Origin of the sequence: Noviherbaspirillum sp. (assembly GCF_035254685.1) — a bacterium.
Taxonomy (GTDB): Bacteria; Pseudomonadota; Gammaproteobacteria; order Burkholderiales; family Burkholderiaceae_D; genus Noviherbaspirillum.
In genome coordinates, this window is sequence record NZ_DATFAI010000037.1 from 84,618 (window position 1) to 104,758 (window position 20,141).

The 20,141-nt window shown below is 59.0% G+C and carries 19 protein-coding genes; 9 read left to right on the forward strand and 10 right to left on the reverse strand.

The window, feature by feature from the left end:
• Positions 1 to 117 precede the first annotated feature (117 nt).
• Complete coding sequence (locus VJ698_RS16475) at positions 118 to 822, reverse strand: histidine phosphatase family protein (protein ID WP_324103871.1); 705 nt, start codon at positions 820 to 822, stop codon at positions 118 to 120.
• A complete protein-coding gene (locus VJ698_RS16480; RefSeq protein WP_324103872.1) occupies positions 819 to 1,598 on the reverse strand; it encodes an oxepin-CoA hydrolase, alternative type in 780 nt (259 codons plus the stop codon). Before VJ698_RS16480 ends, VJ698_RS16475 begins: the two co-directional genes overlap by 4 nt.
• A 153-nt stretch (positions 1,599 to 1,751) precedes the next feature.
• Here VJ698_RS16480 and VJ698_RS16485 point away from each other — a divergent pair, with 153 nt between their 5' ends.
• Positions 1,752 to 2,405, forward strand: a complete 654-nt coding sequence (locus VJ698_RS16485; RefSeq protein ID WP_324103873.1) for a glutathione S-transferase — start codon at positions 1,752 to 1,754, stop codon at positions 2,403 to 2,405.
• A 33-nt stretch (positions 2,406 to 2,438) separates the two neighbouring features.
• Here the strand turns inward: VJ698_RS16485 and VJ698_RS16490 are convergent, their stop codons facing one another.
• From VJ698_RS16490 to VJ698_RS16500, 3 genes are all read right to left on the reverse strand, one after another.
• A complete protein-coding gene (locus tag VJ698_RS16490) occupies positions 2,439 to 3,536 on the reverse strand; it encodes an HD-GYP domain-containing protein (RefSeq protein WP_324103874.1) in 1,098 nt (365 codons plus the stop codon).
• A gap of 235 nt (positions 3,537 to 3,771) precedes the next feature.
• Positions 3,772 to 4,959, reverse strand: coding sequence for a pyridoxal phosphate-dependent aminotransferase (locus VJ698_RS16495; protein WP_324103875.1), 1,188 nt, complete (start codon positions 4,957 to 4,959; stop codon positions 3,772 to 3,774).
• A gap of 51 nt (positions 4,960 to 5,010) precedes the next feature.
• On the reverse strand, positions 5,011 to 5,451 hold the full coding sequence (locus VJ698_RS16500; RefSeq protein ID WP_324103876.1) for a putative toxin-antitoxin system toxin component, PIN family: 441 nt from the start codon (positions 5,449 to 5,451) through the stop codon (positions 5,011 to 5,013).
• A gap of 33 nt (positions 5,452 to 5,484) precedes the next feature.
• Between VJ698_RS16500 and yaaA the strand changes: the two genes are divergently transcribed.
• Positions 5,485 to 6,261: a peroxide stress protein YaaA gene (gene yaaA / locus VJ698_RS16505; RefSeq protein ID WP_324103877.1), complete on the forward strand. Its 777-nt coding sequence runs from the start codon at positions 5,485 to 5,487 to the stop codon at positions 6,259 to 6,261.
• 82 nt (positions 6,262 to 6,343) lie between these two features.
• Here yaaA and VJ698_RS16510 read toward each other — a convergent pair whose 3' ends face one another.
• Positions 6,344 to 7,141: an outer membrane protein assembly factor BamD gene (locus tag VJ698_RS16510; RefSeq protein WP_324103878.1), complete on the reverse strand. Its 798-nt coding sequence runs from the start codon at positions 7,139 to 7,141 to the stop codon at positions 6,344 to 6,346.
• On the opposite strand from VJ698_RS16510, the gene VJ698_RS16515 reads away from it, so the two are divergent.
• Both VJ698_RS16515 and pgeF read left to right on the forward strand, forming a co-directional pair.
• Entirely contained in the window at positions 7,140 to 8,222 is a 1,083-nt protein-coding gene (locus VJ698_RS16515) for an RluA family pseudouridine synthase (protein ID WP_414691178.1), read from the forward strand. The genes VJ698_RS16510 and VJ698_RS16515 overlap by 2 nt on opposite strands.
• Positions 8,223 to 8,238: 16 nt before the next feature.
• A complete protein-coding gene (pgeF, locus tag VJ698_RS16520) occupies positions 8,239 to 9,027 on the forward strand; it encodes a peptidoglycan editing factor PgeF (RefSeq protein ID WP_324103880.1) in 789 nt (262 codons plus the stop codon).
• Between the two features lie 23 nt (positions 9,028 to 9,050).
• Here pgeF and VJ698_RS16525 read toward each other — a convergent pair whose 3' ends face one another.
• Positions 9,051 to 9,302 carry a hypothetical protein gene (locus VJ698_RS16525; RefSeq protein ID WP_324103881.1) on the reverse strand — a complete coding sequence of 84 codons (252 nt, stop codon included), beginning with the start codon at positions 9,300 to 9,302 and terminating at the stop codon, positions 9,051 to 9,053.
• 68 nt (positions 9,303 to 9,370) lie between these two features.
• On the opposite strand from VJ698_RS16525, the gene phaC reads away from it, so the two are divergent.
• From phaC to VJ698_RS16550, 5 genes are all read left to right on the forward strand, one after another.
• The gene (gene phaC / locus VJ698_RS16530; RefSeq protein ID WP_324103882.1) at positions 9,371 to 11,086 is read left to right on the forward strand and encodes a class I poly(R)-hydroxyalkanoic acid synthase; all 1,716 of its coding nucleotides are present in this window, start codon (positions 9,371 to 9,373) and stop codon (positions 11,084 to 11,086) included.
• Positions 11,087 to 11,369: 283 nt separating this feature from the next.
• Positions 11,370 to 11,927, forward strand: a complete 558-nt coding sequence (gene phaR / locus VJ698_RS16535; RefSeq protein WP_324103883.1) for a polyhydroxyalkanoate synthesis repressor PhaR — start codon at positions 11,370 to 11,372, stop codon at positions 11,925 to 11,927.
• 106 nt (positions 11,928 to 12,033) lie between these two features.
• On the forward strand, positions 12,034 to 13,416 hold the full coding sequence (gene rimO, locus VJ698_RS16540) for a 30S ribosomal protein S12 methylthiotransferase RimO (RefSeq protein WP_324103884.1): 1,383 nt from the start codon (positions 12,034 to 12,036) through the stop codon (positions 13,414 to 13,416).
• Positions 13,417 to 13,890 (forward strand): hypothetical protein, encoded by a 474-nt coding sequence (locus tag VJ698_RS16545; protein ID WP_324103885.1) that lies wholly within the window; start codon positions 13,417 to 13,419, stop codon positions 13,888 to 13,890.
• A 19-nt stretch (positions 13,891 to 13,909) separates the two neighbouring features.
• Positions 13,910 to 15,091, forward strand: a complete 1,182-nt coding sequence (locus tag VJ698_RS16550; protein WP_324103886.1) for a cystathionine beta-lyase — start codon at positions 13,910 to 13,912, stop codon at positions 15,089 to 15,091.
• A 213-nt stretch (positions 15,092 to 15,304) separates the two neighbouring features.
• Here VJ698_RS16550 and VJ698_RS16555 read toward each other — a convergent pair whose 3' ends face one another.
• The 3 genes from VJ698_RS16555 to mfd all read right to left on the reverse strand — a co-directional run bounded on the left by VJ698_RS16555 (position 15,305) and on the right by mfd (position 20,050).
• Positions 15,305 to 15,667 carry a hypothetical protein gene (locus tag VJ698_RS16555; RefSeq protein WP_324103887.1) on the reverse strand — a complete coding sequence of 121 codons (363 nt, stop codon included), beginning with the start codon at positions 15,665 to 15,667 and terminating at the stop codon, positions 15,305 to 15,307.
• Positions 15,668 to 15,699: 32 nt separating this feature from the next.
• Positions 15,700 to 16,542: a phosphoserine phosphatase SerB gene (gene serB, locus VJ698_RS16560; protein ID WP_324103888.1), complete on the reverse strand. Its 843-nt coding sequence runs from the start codon at positions 16,540 to 16,542 to the stop codon at positions 15,700 to 15,702.
• A 61-nt stretch (positions 16,543 to 16,603) separates the two neighbouring features.
• The gene (gene mfd, locus VJ698_RS16565; protein ID WP_324103889.1) at positions 16,604 to 20,050 is read right to left on the reverse strand and encodes a transcription-repair coupling factor; all 3,447 of its coding nucleotides are present in this window, start codon (positions 20,048 to 20,050) and stop codon (positions 16,604 to 16,606) included.
• Positions 20,051 to 20,141: the final 91 nt, after the last annotated feature.

Consider the following 20,141-nt stretch of genomic DNA (forward strand, 5'->3'; position numbering starts at 1 on the left):
TACCGGGCGGCGCGCCTGATCCAGCCAGGCTGAATCTGCTCCAGCGCATTTTACCGCATAAAAACGTACGATCGTACTATTTCGTCGAGCGCCATACGGCGCGAGGAAGCGGGCATCCTATATGCCGCGGGACCGCTTGTACTGTTCCAGCAAGATTTCCATGGTGGTGTGGCGCGTGTCCCCCTGCAGCTCCGACAGCGGCGAATAATTAATGATGCGCACCACCCAGTCGGCATGATGCGAGCCGACGTCGATGGCGTTGATGCAGCCAGCTGTCTGCGCCAGGTTGCCGAGGAACAGGCGCTGGTTGGTGAGCGCATAGGACAGGATCGCGCGGTTGACGCCGCCGTGCAGCACGAGCAGCACCGTGTCCCAGGAGGTGTCGGCGCGAAGGCGGTCGATGCAGGGATGAACGCGATCCATCAACTGGCCGATGGTTTCGCCGCCGAGGAATTGCTTGTGTTCCGGCACCAGGCCGTCGAACGCGCCGACAAAGGCTTCTTTCAGGCTTTCGTCGGGAATGGCCGACAGCTTCCCGCCGCGCAGCTCCTCAAGGTCGGGCCAGTGCTCAAGCGCGATTTCCTGCCCGGTTTCGGCAAGAACCCGCGTCGCCGTCTCGACCGTGCGGGGCAGGCCGGAGACGATCACGCGATCAAAATACAGTCCCTCCTGTGCGAACACCTGGCCGGCGGCGCTTGCCTGTTCGCGTCCCAACTCGTTCAACGGGACGAGTCCGGGCTCGAACGGCCTGCCATTGTCATCAAAGTAGGTAACGCTGCCATGACGCATCAGGTAGATGCGCCTTCTCTTTTGGGAAGTCATTTGTAGTGGGGCTTTCTTTTCTCGAGAAATGCCGTGATGCCTTCGTGGGCATCGCGATGATACAGGCTCTCGACAAAGTGCAGTTTTTCGGATTCGAGCTGCTGCGCAAGGGAATTGTCCATCGCGTAATGCGTGAGCGACTTGATGCGCTCGACGGCGTTCGGCGAACGCTTGGCCAGTTCGTCGGCCAGGGCGAGCGCTGCGTCGAGGGCCGTGCCATCGGCGACCAGTTTGTTGACAAGACCCAGCTCATGCAGTCTCGGGGCGAGGATGGGTTTGCCTTCGAGCAGGATTTCCGCTGCGAGCTGGCGCGGCAATGCGCGCGTCAGGAACCATGAACCGCCGCCGTCGGGAGTCAATCCGACATTGACGTAAGCCATCACGAATTTTGCCGATTCGCTTGATACGATCAGGTCGCATGCAAGCGCCAGCGAGAAGCCGGCGCCAGCGGCGACGCCTTCGACTGCGGCAATGACCGGCTTGGGGCAATCGCGGATTGCTTCGATCCAGCCGTGCAGGTTATCGATCGACTCCGCTTGCACGGACTTGTCCTTGCTGCGATTTTCCAGCAGGCGATTGAGATTGCCGCCGGAACAGAAACACTGGTCGGCGCCCGTCAGCACGACGGCGCGGATTGAATCGTCGCGCTCGGCTGTGGACAGGGTTTCGATGGCGGCGGCGTACATGTCAGGATGGAGCGCGTTTTTCGCACCCGGATTGGACATGGTCAGGATCAGGGTGGCATCCTGGCGTGAAGCTTGGAGTTCGGCGGACATGGCAACGTCTCGTAGTGGGTGATGGCTACTATTATTGCTGATATGCGCTCAATCGGCTTGTCCGCAGGTCAAAGCTTGCGTGCCCGACTGCAAGCACGCGCCGCATGAGTTAAGCTTTGCTTTCTCAACAAGATCAACCCAAGGGAGACAGACATGCTGAAACTGTGCGGCTTCGCCGTGAGCAATTATTACAACAAGGTCAAATTTGCGCTGCTGGAAAAAGGCGTCGCGTTCGAGGAGGAACTGGTCTGGACCGATCGCTCGCCGGAATTGCTGGCGCGTTCGCCGCTTGGCAAGGTGCCGTTCTTTGAGACCGACCAAGGCATCATCTGCGAATCGCAGGTGATGATGGAGTATCTCGAAGATGCCTATCCGGAAAAGCCCTTGCTGCCGGACGATCCCTTCGCCGCGGCGAAGGTGCGCGAACTGGTTACCTTCATGGAGCTGCACCTGGAACTGGTGGCGCGCGAACTGTATCCAGAAGCCTTCTTCGGCGGCAAGGTGTCCGATGAGGTCAAGGAACGCACTCAGAAACTGCTGAAGCGCCATGTCAGGGGATTCGCGAACCTCGCAAAGTTTTCGCCGTATGTGGCTGGCGCGGAGTTCACCATGGCGGACTGTGCCGGCCTGGTGCACCTGCCTCTGGTCAGCATGGCCTCCAGGGCGATTTATGGCGAAGATGTCCTGGCGGATCTGCCGGTGCGCGAATACGCGAAGATGCTTGGAGAGCGCCCGACGGCGCAGCGCGTCAATGCCGATCGCAAGGTGAATCAGGAATTGATGATGAAGCGCACAAAAGGCGCATAAGAGGCTGCGCGATGGGGGAATGCCGATGGCGGATCACAGCGCCGCTTCGCTTCCCCAGAGTTGCTGCATGCTGAAGCGTAGCGATACCTCTGCCCCCGATAGTGTGTCGCGGATTTCGTAGAGCTGCTTGCTCGTATCGCGCTGGATCGGGAAGGACAAGGGAGCGCCGCGCGGTCCGATGAATGCATGAACAATTGGTGTGTTGGAGGCTTTCCCCCTACGGGTGACGACGCCGATTTCGCCGTTCTGCAGACGTACAAAGCTTCCTGGCGGCTGCGGTCCCAGCTCCTTGATGAAGTAGGCGGCCAGCATCGGATCACTCGGCTTGCCGTCGGGGAGCAGCACATCGCGCAGCGCCGCACTCGGTAACAGGGTCTTGCGGTATTTTCTGACCGAGATGGATGCGCAGTAGCGATCCGCCAGCGACAGCAGTTTCGCGTCTTGGGGAATTGCCTTGACGGCTGCACCGAGCGGATAGCCAGAACCGTCTTCATTTTCATGATGCACTTCGACGTATGACAGCCACGCAGGGCTGCTGATGCCGACCTGCTTCAGGATTTCCGCGCCTTTCTCCGCATGCGTCTTGATGATTTCGCTTTCCGCCTGCGTCAGCGGTTCCTGCTTGTTCTCCAGTTGGTCCTGCTGGCGCAGCATCGCGATATTCATGGTCAGCGCGGCCGCCATGATCGCCTGGATGTCGTCTGACGACTTCTTCATTGCACGGGCGATCAATAGCGCTACCAGTGCGGTGTCGATGCAATGCCGAACGGCATAGCGGGCGGCCGCCTGATTGAGGAAAACGCTGGCGATAGCGACATCGGCGTTAATGTCAAAAGCGTAGGTAAGTGCCTTGACGACTTCGAGGAGCTTGCCCTGCGCATTTTCCTCATTGCTCAGGTTATAGAGCAGTTTTTCGAGCCGCTTGTTGGAGAGATTGATGAAGCGCAGCGCTGACGGAAGCTCCAGCTTTTGTGGGTGCGCTTCATTCTTTGCCTGTGCCAGCCGTTCTGCCTGGCCGGCATCGATGAACACGCCGCGCTGGACCAGTTCTTCCGCAAAACGGGTATTTTCGACAACATGCCCCCTGCGGAGCAGCAGCTTGTTGCCCGCGCCATAAACGTCGAATGGCAAAGGCTCTCCGACGACAAGATCCGCTATGCTGAGCCGCCGCTGGTCCATCGTGCTCCCCTTCCGATTGAAACGGGTTGCAGGCGCTGCCGCCGCAGCAGTGCTGCCGCGCAGCAGGGTTTCGCGCTTTGGGCGCCCGCGATGCCTCTTGGAGGGATCGTGGGGTTTTCTAGTTACGCGCGCTACTGATGTTTACGGTTGTATTTCTGCACTATTGAGGTGCAGCATAAGAAACTTCTTACAATGTTGCAAGCCGATCCAGCGCCGCATTCAAGGTTTCGTCTTTCTTCGCAAAGCAGAAGCGAACAATGCCGGACTCCTGCGGCTGATTGTAGAAGGCAGACACAGGGATGGCGGCAACACCAATCTCTGCTGTCAGCCACTTGGCAAACTCTGCCTCGGGTAGCGGCGAAACGGCGGAATAGTCGACACACTGGAAGTAGGTGCCGTCCGAGGGGAGCATCCGGAATCGGGTTTTTTTCAGGCCTTCGCGGAAGAGATCGCGCTTGCGCTGGTAGAAGTCTGGCAAGTCGAGGTAGGGTGCCGGGTTTTCCATGTAACGCGCAAGGCCGTGCTGCACAGGCGTATTCACTGTGAAGACATTGAACTGGTGGACCTTGCGGAATTCCGCAGTGAGTGCCGCGGGCGCTGCAACGTAACCGACCTTCCAGCCAGTGACATGGTACGTCTTGCCGAAGCTCGATATGACGAAGGAGCGCGCCGCAAGGTCTGGATGGCGGCACACTGATTCATGTCGCGCGCCGTCATAGACCATGTGCTCGTAGACTTCATCCGACACGATCAGGATGTTCGTTCCACGCACGATGTCGGACAACTGTCGCAAATCTGGTTCGCGCAGCACTGACCCGGTCGGGTTGTGCGGCGAATTGATCATGATCAGGCGGGTCCGGTCATTGACCGCCGCCGCGACTTTGGCCCACGGCACCGAGTAGCCCTGCGGGCCGACTTCCATCTGCACGAAAACAGGCTTGCCGCCGGCCAGTTCGATTGAAGGGACGTAGCTGTCGTACACCGGTTCAATAATGACAACTTCATCGCCAGGATGCACGCTGCACAGGATGGCCGTCAGGATTGCCTGCGTCGCGCCTGCGGTGACCGTGATTTCGGTCGCCGGATCATAACTGTGTCCGTAGAGCCTGGCGATTTTCGATGCGATCGCTTCCCTCAACGCTGGCACACCGGTCATGGGCGGGTATTGGTTCAGGCCGCCTTTCATCGCGCTCGTGACGGCATCAACCAGCGCCGGATCGCAATCGAAATCGGGGAAGCCCTGTCCAAGATTGACTGCGCCTTTTTCCACCGCGAGTGCGGACATGACAGTGAAGATCGTAGTGCCCACATTGGGCAGCCTGGACTGGAGAGCGGGCAGTTCGGCGTTCGGGGCGGATGCGGTTGATGTTTTCATGCGAAGTGCGAACAGGAAGGCGAATATGGCATTTTATACAGAGCGCGGACGCTACGCATCCGGTGACCATTTCTCGGGCGGGACGATTCCGAACAGGCCTGCGCGTGCGGTCCGCCTGGCAAGCTTCAGCAAGGCCTTGTCCTTGGTAATCAGCGTCTGCGCACACGCATCGCGTGCCAGTTCGAGGAATTTCTGGTCGTCCGGATCGGAGCAGACCGGCAGCAGCACCTCAGCCCGTGCGGTCAGGACTTCATCGCTCATGCAGATGATCAGTGCATCGAACTCCGCTGCAGCCTTCAGGCGGGATTCGGGATCGAGTGGCAGATGCCTGTATTCGAGCACATTTAACCATTCGGTCCGGCAGTCGACGTGTGTGACGGCTTCGACAGTGCCATCCTGCAGCGCGGCCAACAGTGCTGCCCAGCGCGGATCACGGAAGACGAACAGATCCAGGCAGACGTTGGTGTCGAGGACGATGCGTTTCGGTATCATTGCGGCCATTCCTGATTGATTAAAATTTCTGACATGCTCATCGTTCTGTCGCCTGCCAAAACCCTCGACTATGACACACCGGCGACCACCGACAAATATACTTTGCCGGATTTCATCGATCACGCTTCCGAACTAATTGAAATATTGAAGCCGCTTTCGCCCGCGCAGGTCGGGAGCCTGATGCGCATTTCCGATGCGCTTGCGGTCCTGAACGTCACCCGCTACGCCGCGTGGTCCCGGAAATTCACCCGACGTAATGCAAAACAGGCAATCCTGGCATTCAACGGCGACGTGTACGAAGGGTTGCAGGCATCGACGTTGACAACGAAGCAACTCGACTACGTTCAAGCGCATGTGCGCATTTTATCCGGCCTGTACGGCATGCTTCGCCCTCTTGACCTCATGCAGCCGTATCGGCTGGAAATGGGCACGCGGCTTGCGAATCCGCGGGGCAAGGACTTGTATGCGTTCTGGGATGGAACGGTAACGGAAACGCTCAATGAAACCCTGCGAACGAAAAAATTGGATTTGCTGGTCAACCTCGCGTCGGAAGAATATTTCAAGGTGGTGAAGCCGAAGCTGCTGCGCGCCCGCGTGGTTACGCCCGTCTTCGAGGATTGGAAGGATGGTCGTTTCAAGGTGATCTCGTTCTACGCAAAGCGGGCGCGCGGACTGATGGCACGCTATGCCGCGTCAAACGGCATCAGTGATGTGGAGCAGTTGAAGGCGTTCGATGCGGAAGGGTATGGGTTCGACGCAAAGGCTTCCACCGAGAACAACTGGGTATTCCGCAGGCGAGTCGCCAGTTGATCCTGCCGGAAAAGAAAAAACCCGTGGACTTGCGTGGCAAGTCAACACGGGGTTGCATGAAGCATGGGGAGGCAGGCGACGCTTACCAGATCTTCCACCACGGGCCGCTACGATCCGGGCCGCCCCTGAAGAACACGCTGTTCGGGAAGTTCTTCCTCATGACGCGCTCGGCGTCGTCACGCAGTTCCGTCAGACCGAGGGCGTCGTAGGCGCGCACCATCACGAATAGGGCTTCCTCGACCGCCGGCGCATCGCGATATTCATTGATCGCAATCTGGGCACGGTTTGCAGCCGCAAGATAGGCGCCACGGCGGTAGTAGTAGTCTGCGACATGCACCTCGTGCTGCGCCATTGCATTGACCAGGTATTTCATCCGTGCGAGGGCATCCGGCGTGTATTTGCTGTCGGGGAAGCGTTCTGCCAGTTGCTTGAACGAGTCGAATGCGTCGCGGGCTGCTTTCGGATCGCGTTCGCTTGGATCCTGCTTCGACAGGAAATCGAGGAAGCTGACCTTGTCGTTGAAGTTGATCAGGCCGCGCAGGTAGTACATGTAGTCGACGTTCGGATGATTCGGATGCAGCTTGATGAAGCGTTCCACCGCAGCCAGCGCTTCCGGTTGCTCACCCTGACGGTAGTGCGCATAGGCGATTTCCATCTGTGCCTGCTGCGCGTAGGTGCCGAACGGATAGCGCGATTCCAGCTTTTCGAAGTACTGGACGGCTTTTTCGAAATTGCCGCTCGATAATTCGTCACGCGCCTCCGAGTATAATTTGGACGCCGACCAATCCTTGGTTTCGTCGATTTTCTCCGGGAACAGACCGCATCCGGACAAGGACAAAGCAAGGGCAATGGCAGCGAACTTCAACGATCTTTTTTGCATGACGTTTGCAAGAGCACATCTGGACAAGGCAACGATTATAGCCGATGCCGCTTGCAGCGATATATCAATAGAAACTCCGATTTTGAACCAGACCCTCCCTGAAACCGATATTGACGATGGCGATGAAGACAGCGCCGCCTCCGCGGCGTCCGCCATCGAACTGAAACTGACGCCGGAATTTTGCGGCGTGCGCCTTGACAAGGTGATTTCGCAGCTTGTCCCTGAATATTCTCGCAGCCGCCTGCAGCAATGGATCGATGCCGGATTCGTGAAGGTGGACGGCCAGCCTGCGCGTGCAAAGATGCAGGTGCTGGGCGATGAAACCATCGTCATCGAGCCGCAGGCAGCGCCGGAAGAGCAGGCATTCAAGCCGGAGCCGATGGACTTGAGTATCGTCCATGAAGATGCGGCGATCCTGGTGCTAAACAAACCGGCCGGTCTGGTGGTGCATCCGGCCGCAGGCAACTGGTCGGGAACCCTGCTTAACGGCCTGCTGCACCATTGTCCCGCGCTGGCCGGCGTTCCGCGTGCAGGCATCGTGCATCGCCTGGACAAGGACACCAGCGGCCTGATGGTGGTGGCAAAGACGCTCCAGGCGCAAACCGACCTGGTGCGGCAGTTGCAGGCCAGGACCGTCAGACGCGAATATCTCGCGCTGGTGTGGGGGACGCCTCGCCTGAGCGGCACGGTGGATGCCGCGATCAGCCGACATCCCCGGGACAGGATCAAGATGGCGGTGTCGGAGCATGAAAGTGCCAAGCCTGCGGTTACGCATTACCAGCGTATCGCCACGGGAAAGGTCGATGGGCGCGAGGCAAGCCTCGTGCGGTGTCAGCTGGAAACCGGGCGTACCCACCAGATCCGTGTACACATGCAGTCGATCGGTTTTCCGCTCGTTGGCGATCCCTTGTACGGCAAGCCTCACCTGGCTGCAGTATTTGGCCGGCAGGCCTTGCATGCCTATCGCCTCGGATTGATCCACCCGTCATCCGGCACGCTTCTCGAATGGACAGCTGGTTTGCCGGCAGATTTCAGTGAACTGCTGCAGCGCGCCGGCATGGATGGCGTCGTGATTGAATGAATGCAAGGTGCCCGGCATGGATATCCTGATCCCCGACTGGGCCGGCGCTCCTGCTAGTGTGGGTGCGCTGTCGACAACGCGAACAGGCGGATTCAGCCGCGTTCCGTATGACGATGGTGCGGACGGCGGCGGGCTGAACCTGGGAATCCACGTGGGCGACGATCCAGTTGCGGTAGCACGCAACCGTGCATTGCTGCGAAACCTGCTGCCTTCGGAGCCGGCATGGCTGACACAGGTGCACGGCACCACGGTGCTCGATGCCGCCGATGTCATGAGCGCAATGCAGACCGAGGCTCCGGGCGCCGCCGCTCCGCAAGCCGACGCCAGTATTGCGACGCGACCCGGCGTGGTGTGCGTCGTGCAGACGGCGGACTGTCTCCCGGTCCTGTTTTGCGATGTGAACGGACGTGTCGTCGGGGCAGCACACGCGGGTTGGCGTGGCTTGGTTTCCGGCGTGCTGGAGCAAACGGTATCCCGGATGCGCGATGCGGGTGCGGGAGAAATTCTCGCATGGCTCGGCCCGGCGATCGGCCCCGACTCGTTTGAAGTAGGGCAGGATGTCTTCGATGCATTCGCTGGTAGCGATGCGACGTTGATATCGGCATTCAAGCCCATTGCGGGGCAAGAAAAATACCTGGCGGACATCTACACTCTTGCCCGAATGAGACTGGCCGGCTCAGGAGTGACACAGGTCCATGGCGGCGGGCTTTGCACCGTCAAAGAGGCACGCCGCTTTTACTCTTATCGGCGTGACAGGTTCACTGGACGAATGGCATCGTTGATTTGGCTCAAGCAGCCTGTCTGAAGAATCGGCGAATATGCCGATCGTCAATCCGACGCCCCTGGATTAGTTTCCTTTTCTTCGTGCGCAGGCGTTTCGTTCGAACGCCCGGATTCACGCAAGGATTTCCGTGCTTTAGCACGGTCGTGCTTGCGTCGCGGACTTCCCATCACGTATAAAATGGTCGCCAGAGGCAACAAGCCATACAGCAGGAAGGTCATGAGCCCGGCAATCAGCGATTGCTCGGTAAGTGACATCATCAATACAACATAAATCCATGCAATGGCGACGATATACATAACTCCTTTAGTACTCCTGATTACGTACTCTTGATCCCGTTACCTTACGCCAAATTAGAGAAAGAAGCATGAACATGTTCCAGCCTCAAGCCGGTGCGAATGCATGGATGTCGCAGTTCGTCGACCCGAATGCGTGGCAGGCCTGGCTCAAAATGCCCCCTGTCGATACCAGGCCGATCACTGCGACCATCAAGGAATTCGGCGCAACGATCGATCCCTCGGTCATGGCGAAACTGCAAAACGACTACATGCAGAAAATGTCCGCCTTGTGGCAGGACATGCTGAGCTCGAAGGCTCCCGCCATTTCCGACAAGCGCTTCACTGGCCAGGAATGGCAGTCGAATCCCGTGTTTGCCTTCAATGCCGCAGCCTATCTGCTGAACGCGCGCTTCCTGATGTCGATGGCTGAATCAGTAGAGGCGACGCCCAAGGCGAAGCAGAAGATCCGCTTTGCCGTCCAGCAAATGGTCGACGCGATGTCACCTGCGAACTTCCTGGCCACAAATCCTGAAGCGCAAAAGAAGCTGATCGAAACCAAGGGCGAGAGCTTGACCAAGGGTATCTCGCATATGCTGGAAGACCTGCAGAAAGGTCATATCTCACACTCGGACGAATCGGCCTTCGAGGTCGGCAAGAATGTTGCGAATACCGAGGGCGCGGTCGTTTTCGAGAATGCGATTTTCCAGCTGATCCAGTACAAGCCACTGACGAAGAAGGTGTATGAACGGCCGCTTCTTCTTATTCCGCCGTGCATCAACAAGTACTATATCCTCGACCTGCAGCCGGAAAATTCGCTGGTGCGCTATGCGGTCCAGGAAGGTCATACTGTGTTCCTCCTCTCCTGGGTGAACCCCGACGCTGCGCTGGGGCATCTGGCCTGGGACGACTACATTGTCGACGGCGCGATTCGCGCGATCAATGTGGTTCAAGAGATCAGCGGGCAGGAACAGATCAATGCGCTCGGTTTCTGCGTGGGTGGAACGATCCTGGCCACCGCGCTTGCCCTGCTGTACGGCCAGCGTGAGAATCCTGTCTCCAGCATGACGCTGCTCACGTCCTTGCTCGATTTTTCAAACACCGGCGTGATCGATGTCTTCATCGACGAGGCACAAGTGGCAATGCGCGAACAGTCCATCGGTCAGGGCGGCCTCATGCCCGGACGCGATTTCACCTCGGCCTTTTCCAGCCTGCGACCGAATGACCTGGTCTGGAATTACGTCAGTTCGAATTACCTGAAAGGGGAAGACCCGCCGCCTTTCGACCTGCTGTACTGGAACGCGGATGCCACGAACCTGCCGGGTCCGATGTTCTGCTGGTACCTGCGCAACCTTTACCTCGAGAACAGCCTCCGGGCACCCGGAAAACTCAGTGTCGCCGGCGAAAAGATCGACCTGTCACGCATCGACGCGCCGGCGTTCATCTACGGCTCGCGCGAGGACCACATCGTGCCATGGACGGCAGCATACGAGTCAACCGTGCTGGTCAATCCGAAGAAGCGCAGTCGCAACCGCTTCATTCTCGGCGCATCCGGCCATATCGCCGGCGTGATCAATCCGCCCGCGAAGAAGAAGCGCAGCTACTGGAGCAACGACCAGGTCATCGATGATGCGCAGCAGTGGCTGAACGAGGCGACGGAGCATCCGGGCAGCTGGTGGCCGGAATGGTCGGCCTTCCTCGCGAAGCATGCCGGAAAGCAGATCAATGCGCCGCGCAAATACGGCAACGCGAAGCACAAGGAGATCGAGCCTGCGCCTGGCCGTTATGTGAAGGTCAAAGCCGGATAAGTTAGCTGACCGGGCGGGGTTAAACGACGCACTTTTGTCTAGAACTTCGCCCGTGGCCGATATTCGGCATTGATGTGCTGTCAATATGGCAAGAAATCCGCATTGCGCTGTACCGGGATCGAAGATTTCCACAATTGCATTGCAATATGTACAGAAAATCAGGGCAAGAATTGCGTAAATATTTGTTTTCTCGCACTATAATAAAACTGGCCCAGGCGAACATCTGTTCGCTTTTTTTACGAAACGGCATAAGAGCGTTGCGACGCAATAACTGGAATTTTCGATGAATAGTGCAAAAAAGATTTCCGAGCGCTTGATCAAGAAGTATCCGAACCGCCGCCTTTACGACACCCAGACCAGTTCCTACATTACCTTGTCGGATGTGAAACAGCTGGTCCTCGACAATGAAGAATTTACCGTCGTCGATGCCAAGACCGATGAGGACCTGACGCGCAGCATCCTGTTGCAGATCATCCTGGAAGAAGAGGCAAATGGCACGCCGATGTTTTCCAGCAGCGCCTTGTCGCAGATCATCCGCTACTACGGCCATGCGATGCAGGGGATGATGGGTTCCTACCTGGAGAAGAACATCCAGGCGTTCATCGATATCCAGAACAAGCTCGCCGAGAGCTCCAAGGGTTTCTATGAAGGCAAGCCTTTCAGCCAGGAGATGTGGACCCAGTTCATGAATGTGCAAGGCCCGATGATGCAAGGGATGATGAGCAATTACATCGAGCAGAGCAAAAACCTGTTCATGCAGATGCAGGAACAGATGCAGAACCAGACCAAGAACATGTTCGGCAGCTTCCCGTTCGCACCGACTGACAAAAACAAGAAATAATTCAAGCCCTTAGGGCTGTTACGGAAGATAAGGTATTTCCCGCGCCGGACTGGAAATGCGACATGAAAGGGTACAATAGCGGATTCGCTTTGTACCCTTTTTTGTTATGTCTTCTCAATCCCCTAAAGCCGACCTTTCCAAGCTGGATTCCCCCAAGGTCGGATTCGTTTCTCTCGGTTGTCCCAAGGCACTCGTCGATTCCGAACGGATCATTACCCAGTTGCGCATTGAAGGCTACGAAACCGCCAATTCCTACAGTGGCGCGGACCTGGTCATCGTCAATACCTGTGGCTTTATTGACGCAGCCGTGCAGGAGTCGCTCGATGCCATCGGCGAGGCCTTGCATGAAAACGGCAAGGTAATTGTCACTGGTTGCCTCGGCGCAAAGAAAGATGCGGCGGGCAACGACATCATTCACAGTGTTCATCCCAAGGTGCTTGAAGTGACCGGGCCACAAGCGCTGCCCGAGGTGATGGCCGCCGTGCACAAGCATCTTCCCAAGCCACATGACCCCTTCCTCGATCTCGTGCCGGCACAAGGCATCAAGCTCACGCCGAAACACTATGCCTACCTGAAGATTTCCGAGGGCTGCAACCATCGCTGCAGCTTCTGCATCATTCCCTCGATGCGCGGTGATCTTGTTTCGCGGCCGATCGCGGACGTCATGCTGGAAGCCGAGAATCTGTTCAAAGCCGGCGTGAAGGAGTTGCTCGTCATCTCGCAGGACACCAGCGCCTACGGCGCCGACGTGAAGTTCCGCACCGGTTTCTGGAACGGCAAGCCGGTCAAGACGCACATGACGCAGCTCGCAACCGCGCTCAGCGAAGTGGCTGCGCAATATGGCGCATGGATACGTCTGCATTATGTGTACCCGTATCCGCATGTCGATGAAGTGATTCCGCTGATGGCCGAGGGTAAGGTGCTGCCTTACCTCGACGTGCCCTTGCAGCATGCCCACCCGGATGTACTCAAACGCATGAAGCGTCCCGCCAACGGCGAGAAGAACATCGAACGCATCCAGGCCTGGCGCAAGATGTGCCCGGACATCACGATCCGTTCGACCTTCATCACCGGCTTCCCGGGCGAGACCGAGCAGGAATTCGACTACCTGCTGGACTTCTTGAAGGAAGCAGAGATCGATCGTCTCGGCTGCTTCGCCTATTCGCCGGTCGAGGGCGCGACTGCCAACGAACTGCCCAACCCGGTTCCTGAAGAAGTGCGCGAAGAACGTCGCGCGCGCGTCATGGAACTGCAGGAGGGGATCTCCCGCAAGCGCATGCAGGCCAAGGTCGGCAAGACCATGCGCGTGCTGCTCGACGAAGTGACGGCAAGCGGTGGTACGGCGCGTTCGGCGGCCGATGCGCCGGAAATCGATGGCGTGGTCTATGTGAAACCGCCATACGAGCCGCACCGGAAATTGAAGGTCGGGGAGTTTGTGGATGTGAAGATCACCGCGGCAGATGCACATGATTTGTGGGCGGAAGCATAAATGAAACGTGCTTTGATGCAATCTCTTTTGGGGCTGGTGATCACGATTTCCACCGGCGCCGCGTTTTCCACCGTGCCGCCAACCCAGGATACGCTGGCGGCTGCCGGCAAGATGCTGTCCAGTGCGCCGGTGACCATGCAAGGCATGCTGGGTCAGGCGCAGATCCAGGGAACACTGCGCAACAAGGCCGAGAAGGATGAGGGAATTGAAGGCGAGTACTTCGTTTCCGGCCAGCCGCAACGGGTACTGCTCGCAGGCGAAATTGAGGGCGATGACTTCTTCCTGGAAGAGTCCGAGAACGGCAAGGATGTGTCAGGCCAGTGGACCGGCAAGCTGGCCGGCGACACGATCAGCGGCGAATGGCAGTCGCCCGACGGCAAGGTGACCAAGCCGTTCATCCTCAGGATCCGGCGCAACGACGATACGATGCAGGGCGCAACGGCGGGTACGCCATCGAACAATCAGCAACAATGATGTCCAGCAGGAGGCGTGAGTGGCAGACCGCAAATCGTTTCAGACCGCGCTGATTCATTCGGATTACGCAGCACCGGGAGGCTTCGCGGCATTCCCGACGCCGATCCACCATGCGTCGACCGTTCTGTTCGAGAATGTGGCGGCGCTGCGCTCACGCAACTGGCAGGAGAAGACCGGTTACACCTACGGGCTGCATGGAACGCCCACTACCTTCACACTGGAAGCGCGGTTGGCGGAGATCGAAGGCGGCGAGCATTGCGTGCTTGCTCCGAGCGGACTGGCGGCGATCGCGATGGTGGATTTCGCACTGCTCAAAACGGGTGACGACGTGCTGATCCCGGACAACGTGTACAACCCGAACCGCGAACTCGGGCGCTGGCTATCACAGGATTTCGGCATCACTGCGCGCTTCTACGATCCGATGATCGGCGCCGGCATCGCCAGCATGCTCCAGCCGAACACCCGCCTGATCTGGACGGAGGCGCCTGGGTCGGTATCGATGGAAGTCCCCGATATCCCGGCCATCTGCAAGGTCGTCAGAGAGAAGCGTGACGCCGGGCAGGACATCCATGTGGCGATCGACAACACCTGGTCGGCAGGCATTGCGTTCCGTGCCTTCGAGCACGGCGTCGACATCGTGATGCAGGCACTGACCAAGTACCAGTCCGGCGGCTCGGATGTGCTGATGGGTGCCGTCATCACGCGCGATCGGGAACTGATCCATCGCATTGAACTGGCGCACATGCGCATCGGTTATGGCGTTGGCGCCGACGATGCGTACTTGGTGCTGCGCGGCCTGCCGACCATGAAGCTGCGTTTCGAAGCGCATGACGCCGGTGCGCGCAAGGTCGCAGCATGGCTGAAGGCGCGGCCCGAGATCGCGCGTGTGCTGCACCCGGCCTTCGAAGACTGCCCGGGCCATGAAACATGGAAGCGTGACTTCACCGGCGCCGGCGGCCTGTTCTCGGTCGTGTTCGACGAACAGTACACCGAGGAGCAAACCGATCGCTTCATCGATAGCCTTACGCTGTTCAAGATCGGGTATAGCTGGGGCGGGGCCGCCAGCCTGTGCGTGCCTTACCGCATCCAGTCGATGCGCAGGCAGTGGAACGGGAACGGACAACTGGTTCGCTTCAACGTCGGACTGGAAGATCCGGCCGACCTGATCGCGGATATCGAACAGGCGCTGTCGGCACTTTAGCGTTGGTGATCGTCGTTGGACTGTCCCTGAACGCCAACGTGGCGAATGCCGTGATCAAGGTTCGCGACGAATCCAGCGCAGGAAGAGCCGGGAGCCATGGTCCGCTTCCTGTCCGGGTTACGCCAAGAAAAACGTGATTTCTAACACTTGTTCAGGGTGTGCCGCGGCTTCTCGACATCTCGGTCAACGCTGCGGCACGAACGGGCTTTCGCCTCAAGCAGGCATTGCCTTGTTGTCATTCAAATCAAGCAAGCCCTTCAGCAGACGATAGGCCTTCCAGATCCATGCGGCTGACCAGACCAGCCAGGCGAACGGAATGCCGACGACCGTGACAAACAGGGTCGCGCCAATGAACATCCAGAAGAAATACCACCAGAACGAGCGGATTTGCCAGGAATGGTGGCTGTAGACAAACGTGCCCGCCGTGTCCGGGCGCTTGATGTAGTTGATGATCAGTGGAATCCAGGAAAAGATCCCCAGCGAGAAAAGAAAGCTCGCTGCGTGGGCAAGGTAAAGCCACCAGGCGAGGTTTTTGGCGGACTGCAACTTGGGATCGAACACGAGTTCCTGGACCATTGCGTCTCCTTGCGAATGTTTGCCTGAGAAGATTACTCGAACAGGGGTAAGATCCCGTCAAGGCCGACAAAATTCAAGGCAACGTCCGCCTGCGCCCTGACGACTGGCTTGGCGCGGAACGCAACGGATATCCCCGCGATGCCCATCATTTTCAGGTCATTGGCGCCGTCACCCATCACGATCGCTTGTTTCGTGGAAACGCCGAGCTCGGCGCAAACCTGTTCGACCATCTTTTTCTTTTCGTCCGCATCCACAATGCCGCCCGCCACGCGTCCGGTCAGCTTGCCGTCGACGATTTCCAGCTCGTTGGAGTGTGTGTAATCCATACCGAGCCGGGTCTTGATGCGATCGGTGAAGAAGGTGAATCCGCCGGACACCAGCAAGGTCTTGAGTCCCGCCGCCTTCACTGCGGCGAGCATCTTCTCCGCACCCGGGGATAGCTGCAAGCGCTCGTCATACACGCGCTGCAGGGCCGAGGCATCCAGCCCCTTGAGCAGCGCGACGCGCCGTGTCAGGCTCTCGCGGAATTCGATCTCGCCGCGCATGGCCGCTTCCGTAATCTCGGCCACCTGCGGTTTGAGGCCCTGCATGTCGGCGATCTCGTCGATGCACTCGATAGTGATCAGCGTCGAATCCATGTCCATCGTCACAAGCCTGAAATCGGACAGCCTGCGGCCCGGTTCGACGAATGCATAATCCAGTTTTGCGGCAAGGCATTGCGTGTCAATGTCCGATTTGAGCGTGTCGTTGTTGCGGACCCCTTCGCAACGCCAGGCGTGCGGGGCAACGGGAACGATGCGTTGCGCATCGGCGATGCTGGCAATGCGTTCAATGGTCGGGCGGTCAGTATTCAGGCCTTGCAGGATCAGGTTCATGTCGGGCTGCTTGTCAGTGCTGCGGGAGCTGCGTTTTTACAGGGTTTGGTTAAAAGAGTGATCAGGCTACCAGCGAGCGGATGGTTGACTTCACTTGCGTCACCCGCGCCGCCAGGTCCGGCATGTTCGCCGTGATGCGCAGCTTGTCCTGGCCGTGCAGCTTGATATGGCGGTTTTTCTGGATCAGCTCGATGATGCGCATGGCGTCGATCGGCGGATTCGGCTGGAACTGCAGGACGGCCGATTCCGCATGGGCGTCGATTTTAACAATTCCTACCGGAACTGCGGCAATGCGCAGGCGATGTGTCTCGATCAATGCCCGGGTGGCGTCCGGCATCTTGCCGAAGCGGTCGATCAATTCTTCCTGCAGGTCGTCGATGGCAGTCTGCGTTTCGCAATTGGCAAGACGCTTGTAGATCGACAGACGTTCGTGCACGTCGCCGCAATAATCTTGTGGCAACAGGGCGGGAACGTGCAGGTTGATCTCGGTGGTGGTCGACAGGGGGGCCGCGAGGTCGGGCTCCTTGCCGTTCTTGAGCGAGCGCACGGCTTCGTTGAGCATGTCGGAATACAGTTGGAAGCCGATTTCCTGCATCTCGCCGGACTGGTTTTCGCCGAGCACTTCGCCCGCGCCGCGGATTTCCAGGTCGTGCATCGCGAGGTAGAAACCGCTGCCGAGTTCTTCCATCTGCTGGATTGCTTCCAGCCGGCGCTGTGCCTGCTTGGTGAGGCCGTGCACGTCAGTCACCAGCAGATACGCATAGGCTTGGTGATGCGAACGGCCGACGCGGCCGCGCAGCTGGTGCAATTGCGCGAGGCCGAACTTGTCGGCGCGGTGCATGATGATGGTGTTCGCGGTCGGCACGTCAATGCCGGTTTCGATGATGGTCGTGCACAGCAGGATGTTGAAGCGCTGCGCCACGAAGTCGCGCATCACCTTCTCCAGTTCGCGCTCATGCATCTGCCCGTGCGCGACGGCGATGCGTGCTTCCGGCAGGAGCTCTTCGAGCATCGCCTTGCGGTTCAGGATCGTCTCGACTTCATTGTGCAGGAAATACACCTGGCCGCCACGCTTAAGCTCGCGCAGACAGGCTTCGCGGACGACCGAGTCGTCCTCGCTGCGAACGAAGGTCTTGATCGCCAGCCGCTTCTGCGGCGCGGTCGCAATGACGGAGAAATCACGCAGGCCTTCGAGTGCCATGCCGAGCGTACGTGGAATGGGCGTTGCGGTGAGCGTCAGCACGTCGACCTCGGCACGCAGTGCTTTCAAAGCTTCTTTCTGCCGCACGCCGAAACGATGTTCCTCGTCGATGATGACGAGCCCGAGGCGGGAAAACTTCACTTCATTCGACAGCAGCTTGTGCGTACCGATGACGATATCGATCGTGCCGTCGCTCAGGCCCTTGATCGCCTGCGTAACTTCCTTGCCGGTGCGGAAGCGCGACAGTTCGGCGATCTTCACTGGCCAATCCGCAAAGCGGTCGGCGAAGGTCTGCGCATGCTGTTCCGCGAGCAGCGTGGTGGGCGCGAGGATGGCGACCTGCTTGCCGCCCATGACCGCGACGAAGGCGGCGCGAAGCGCAACCTCCGTCTTGCCGAAACCGACGTCGCCACAGATCAGGCGGTCCATCGGCTTGCCGCTGGTCATGTCCTTGATGACGGCATTGATTGCCGCGCTCTGGTCAGGCGTTTCCTCGAAGCCGAAGCTTTCCGCAAAGGTCTCGTAGTCGCGCGCCGAGTACTGGAATGCGTGTCCCTGGCGCGCTGCACGGCGGGCATACAGGTTCAGCAGCTCGGCGGCCGTGTCGCGAATCTGCTGTGCGGCCTTGCGCTTGGCCTTTTCCCATTGGCCGGAGCCGAGTGCGTGCAGAGGGGCATCCTCGGGCGACGTGCCGGAATAGCGCGAGATTACGTGCAGCTGCGAGACGGGCACGTAGAGCTTGGTGTCCTTCGCATATTCGAGGTGCAGGAATTCGGTTTCACCTTCGCCCATGTCCATGCTGACCAGGCCCATGTAGCGGCCGATGCCATGGTTCACATGCACGACCGGGTCGCCTACCTTCAGCTCCGACAGGTCGCGCACCATGGAATCGACCTGCGTCACGCCTTCCTGTTTGCGCCGCCCCGCGCGGCGGCCGCTGCCGGCGTACAGCTCGGTTTCGGTGATGAAGGCAAGATTGCCCAGGTCCGCACCGAGCTCGAACCCGGCGTAGAGTGGCGCGACGCCGAGCATCACCTTGGCGGAAGCGGTGGCGAAATCCTGGAAACCTTCGCACGGCGCAAGCGCGAGGTCGTATTCATTGAAATACTGCTGCAGCGTTTCGCGCCGGCCGCTCGATTCCGCGCAGACCAGCACGCGCTTGTCCGTCTGCAGGAGATAGGCGCGCAGGTTGGTCAGCGGATCGTCAGTGCGGCGGTTGACGGCGATGTTCGGAATCGGCGCCGACAGTTCGGAGGCGACGTCGCCCTGCTGAATCACCCAGCGTGGATGCGGTTTGGCGAGGGTGAAAAAATCCTCGTCGGTCAGGAACAGGCGTTGCGGCTCCAGCAGTGGACGCTCGCGGTCCGCACGCAGGAATTTGTAGCGTGATTGCGTGTCGTTCCAGAAGCGCCTGATCGCCGCTTCGACGTCGCCGACCAGCGCGAACATGGTCTCGTCCGGGACGTACTGGAACAGCGTGGCCGTCTCTTCGAAAAAGAGCGGCAGATAGTATTCGATGCCGGCAGAGGCAATGCCGTTGCCGATATCCTTGTAGATTGGCGACCTTGATGGATCGCCCTCGAACTCCTCGCGCCAGCGGCTGCGAAAGGCCGTGCGCGATGCCTCATCCATCGGGAATTCACGTCCCGGCAGCAGGCGCACTTCGCGCACCGGATACAGCGAACGCTGCGTATCTGCGTCGAAGGTGCGGATGGTTTCAATCGTGTCGCCGAAGAGGTCGAGGCGATAGGGCAGGGCCGAGCCCATCGGGAACAGATCGATCAGGCCGCCGCGCACCGAATACTCGCCCGGCGACATGACCTGGCTGACGTGCGTGTAGCCGGCCAGGGTGAGCTGTGACTTGAGCTGTGCTTCATCCAGCTTTTCGCCCTGTTTGAAAAAGAACGTGTAGGCGGCAAGGAAGGACGGCGGCGCCATGCGCAGCAACGCCGTGGTGGCCGGCACGATGAGCACGTCGCATTGACCTGAGCGGACTTCATGCAGCGTCGCCAGGCGTTCGGAAACCAGGTCCTGGTGCGGCGAAAACGCATCATAGGGAAGGGTTTCCCAGTCGGGCAGAAGATGGCAGCGCAGCTCGGCGCCTTCCTTGTTGCCAAACCAGGGGATTTCCGCCAGCAAGCGCTGCGCGTCCGTCGCGTTGGCGACAACCACCGCGAGCATGCGTTGCTGCGCCTTGAGTTCCGTTGCGGCCTGTGCCAGTGCGAACGCGTCGGCGGAGCCGTGCGCGGCTGGCAAGGCGAAGCGGTTTCCGGGTTTGGGAAGGGATTTTTTTAGATCGAATGACATCACGTTACGACATCTGAAATGTCATAGGGTCGGAAGTTGCCGGGGCGACTGCATTTCGGCTGGCTTCGTCTGTGAGAAAATATGCCGAGAT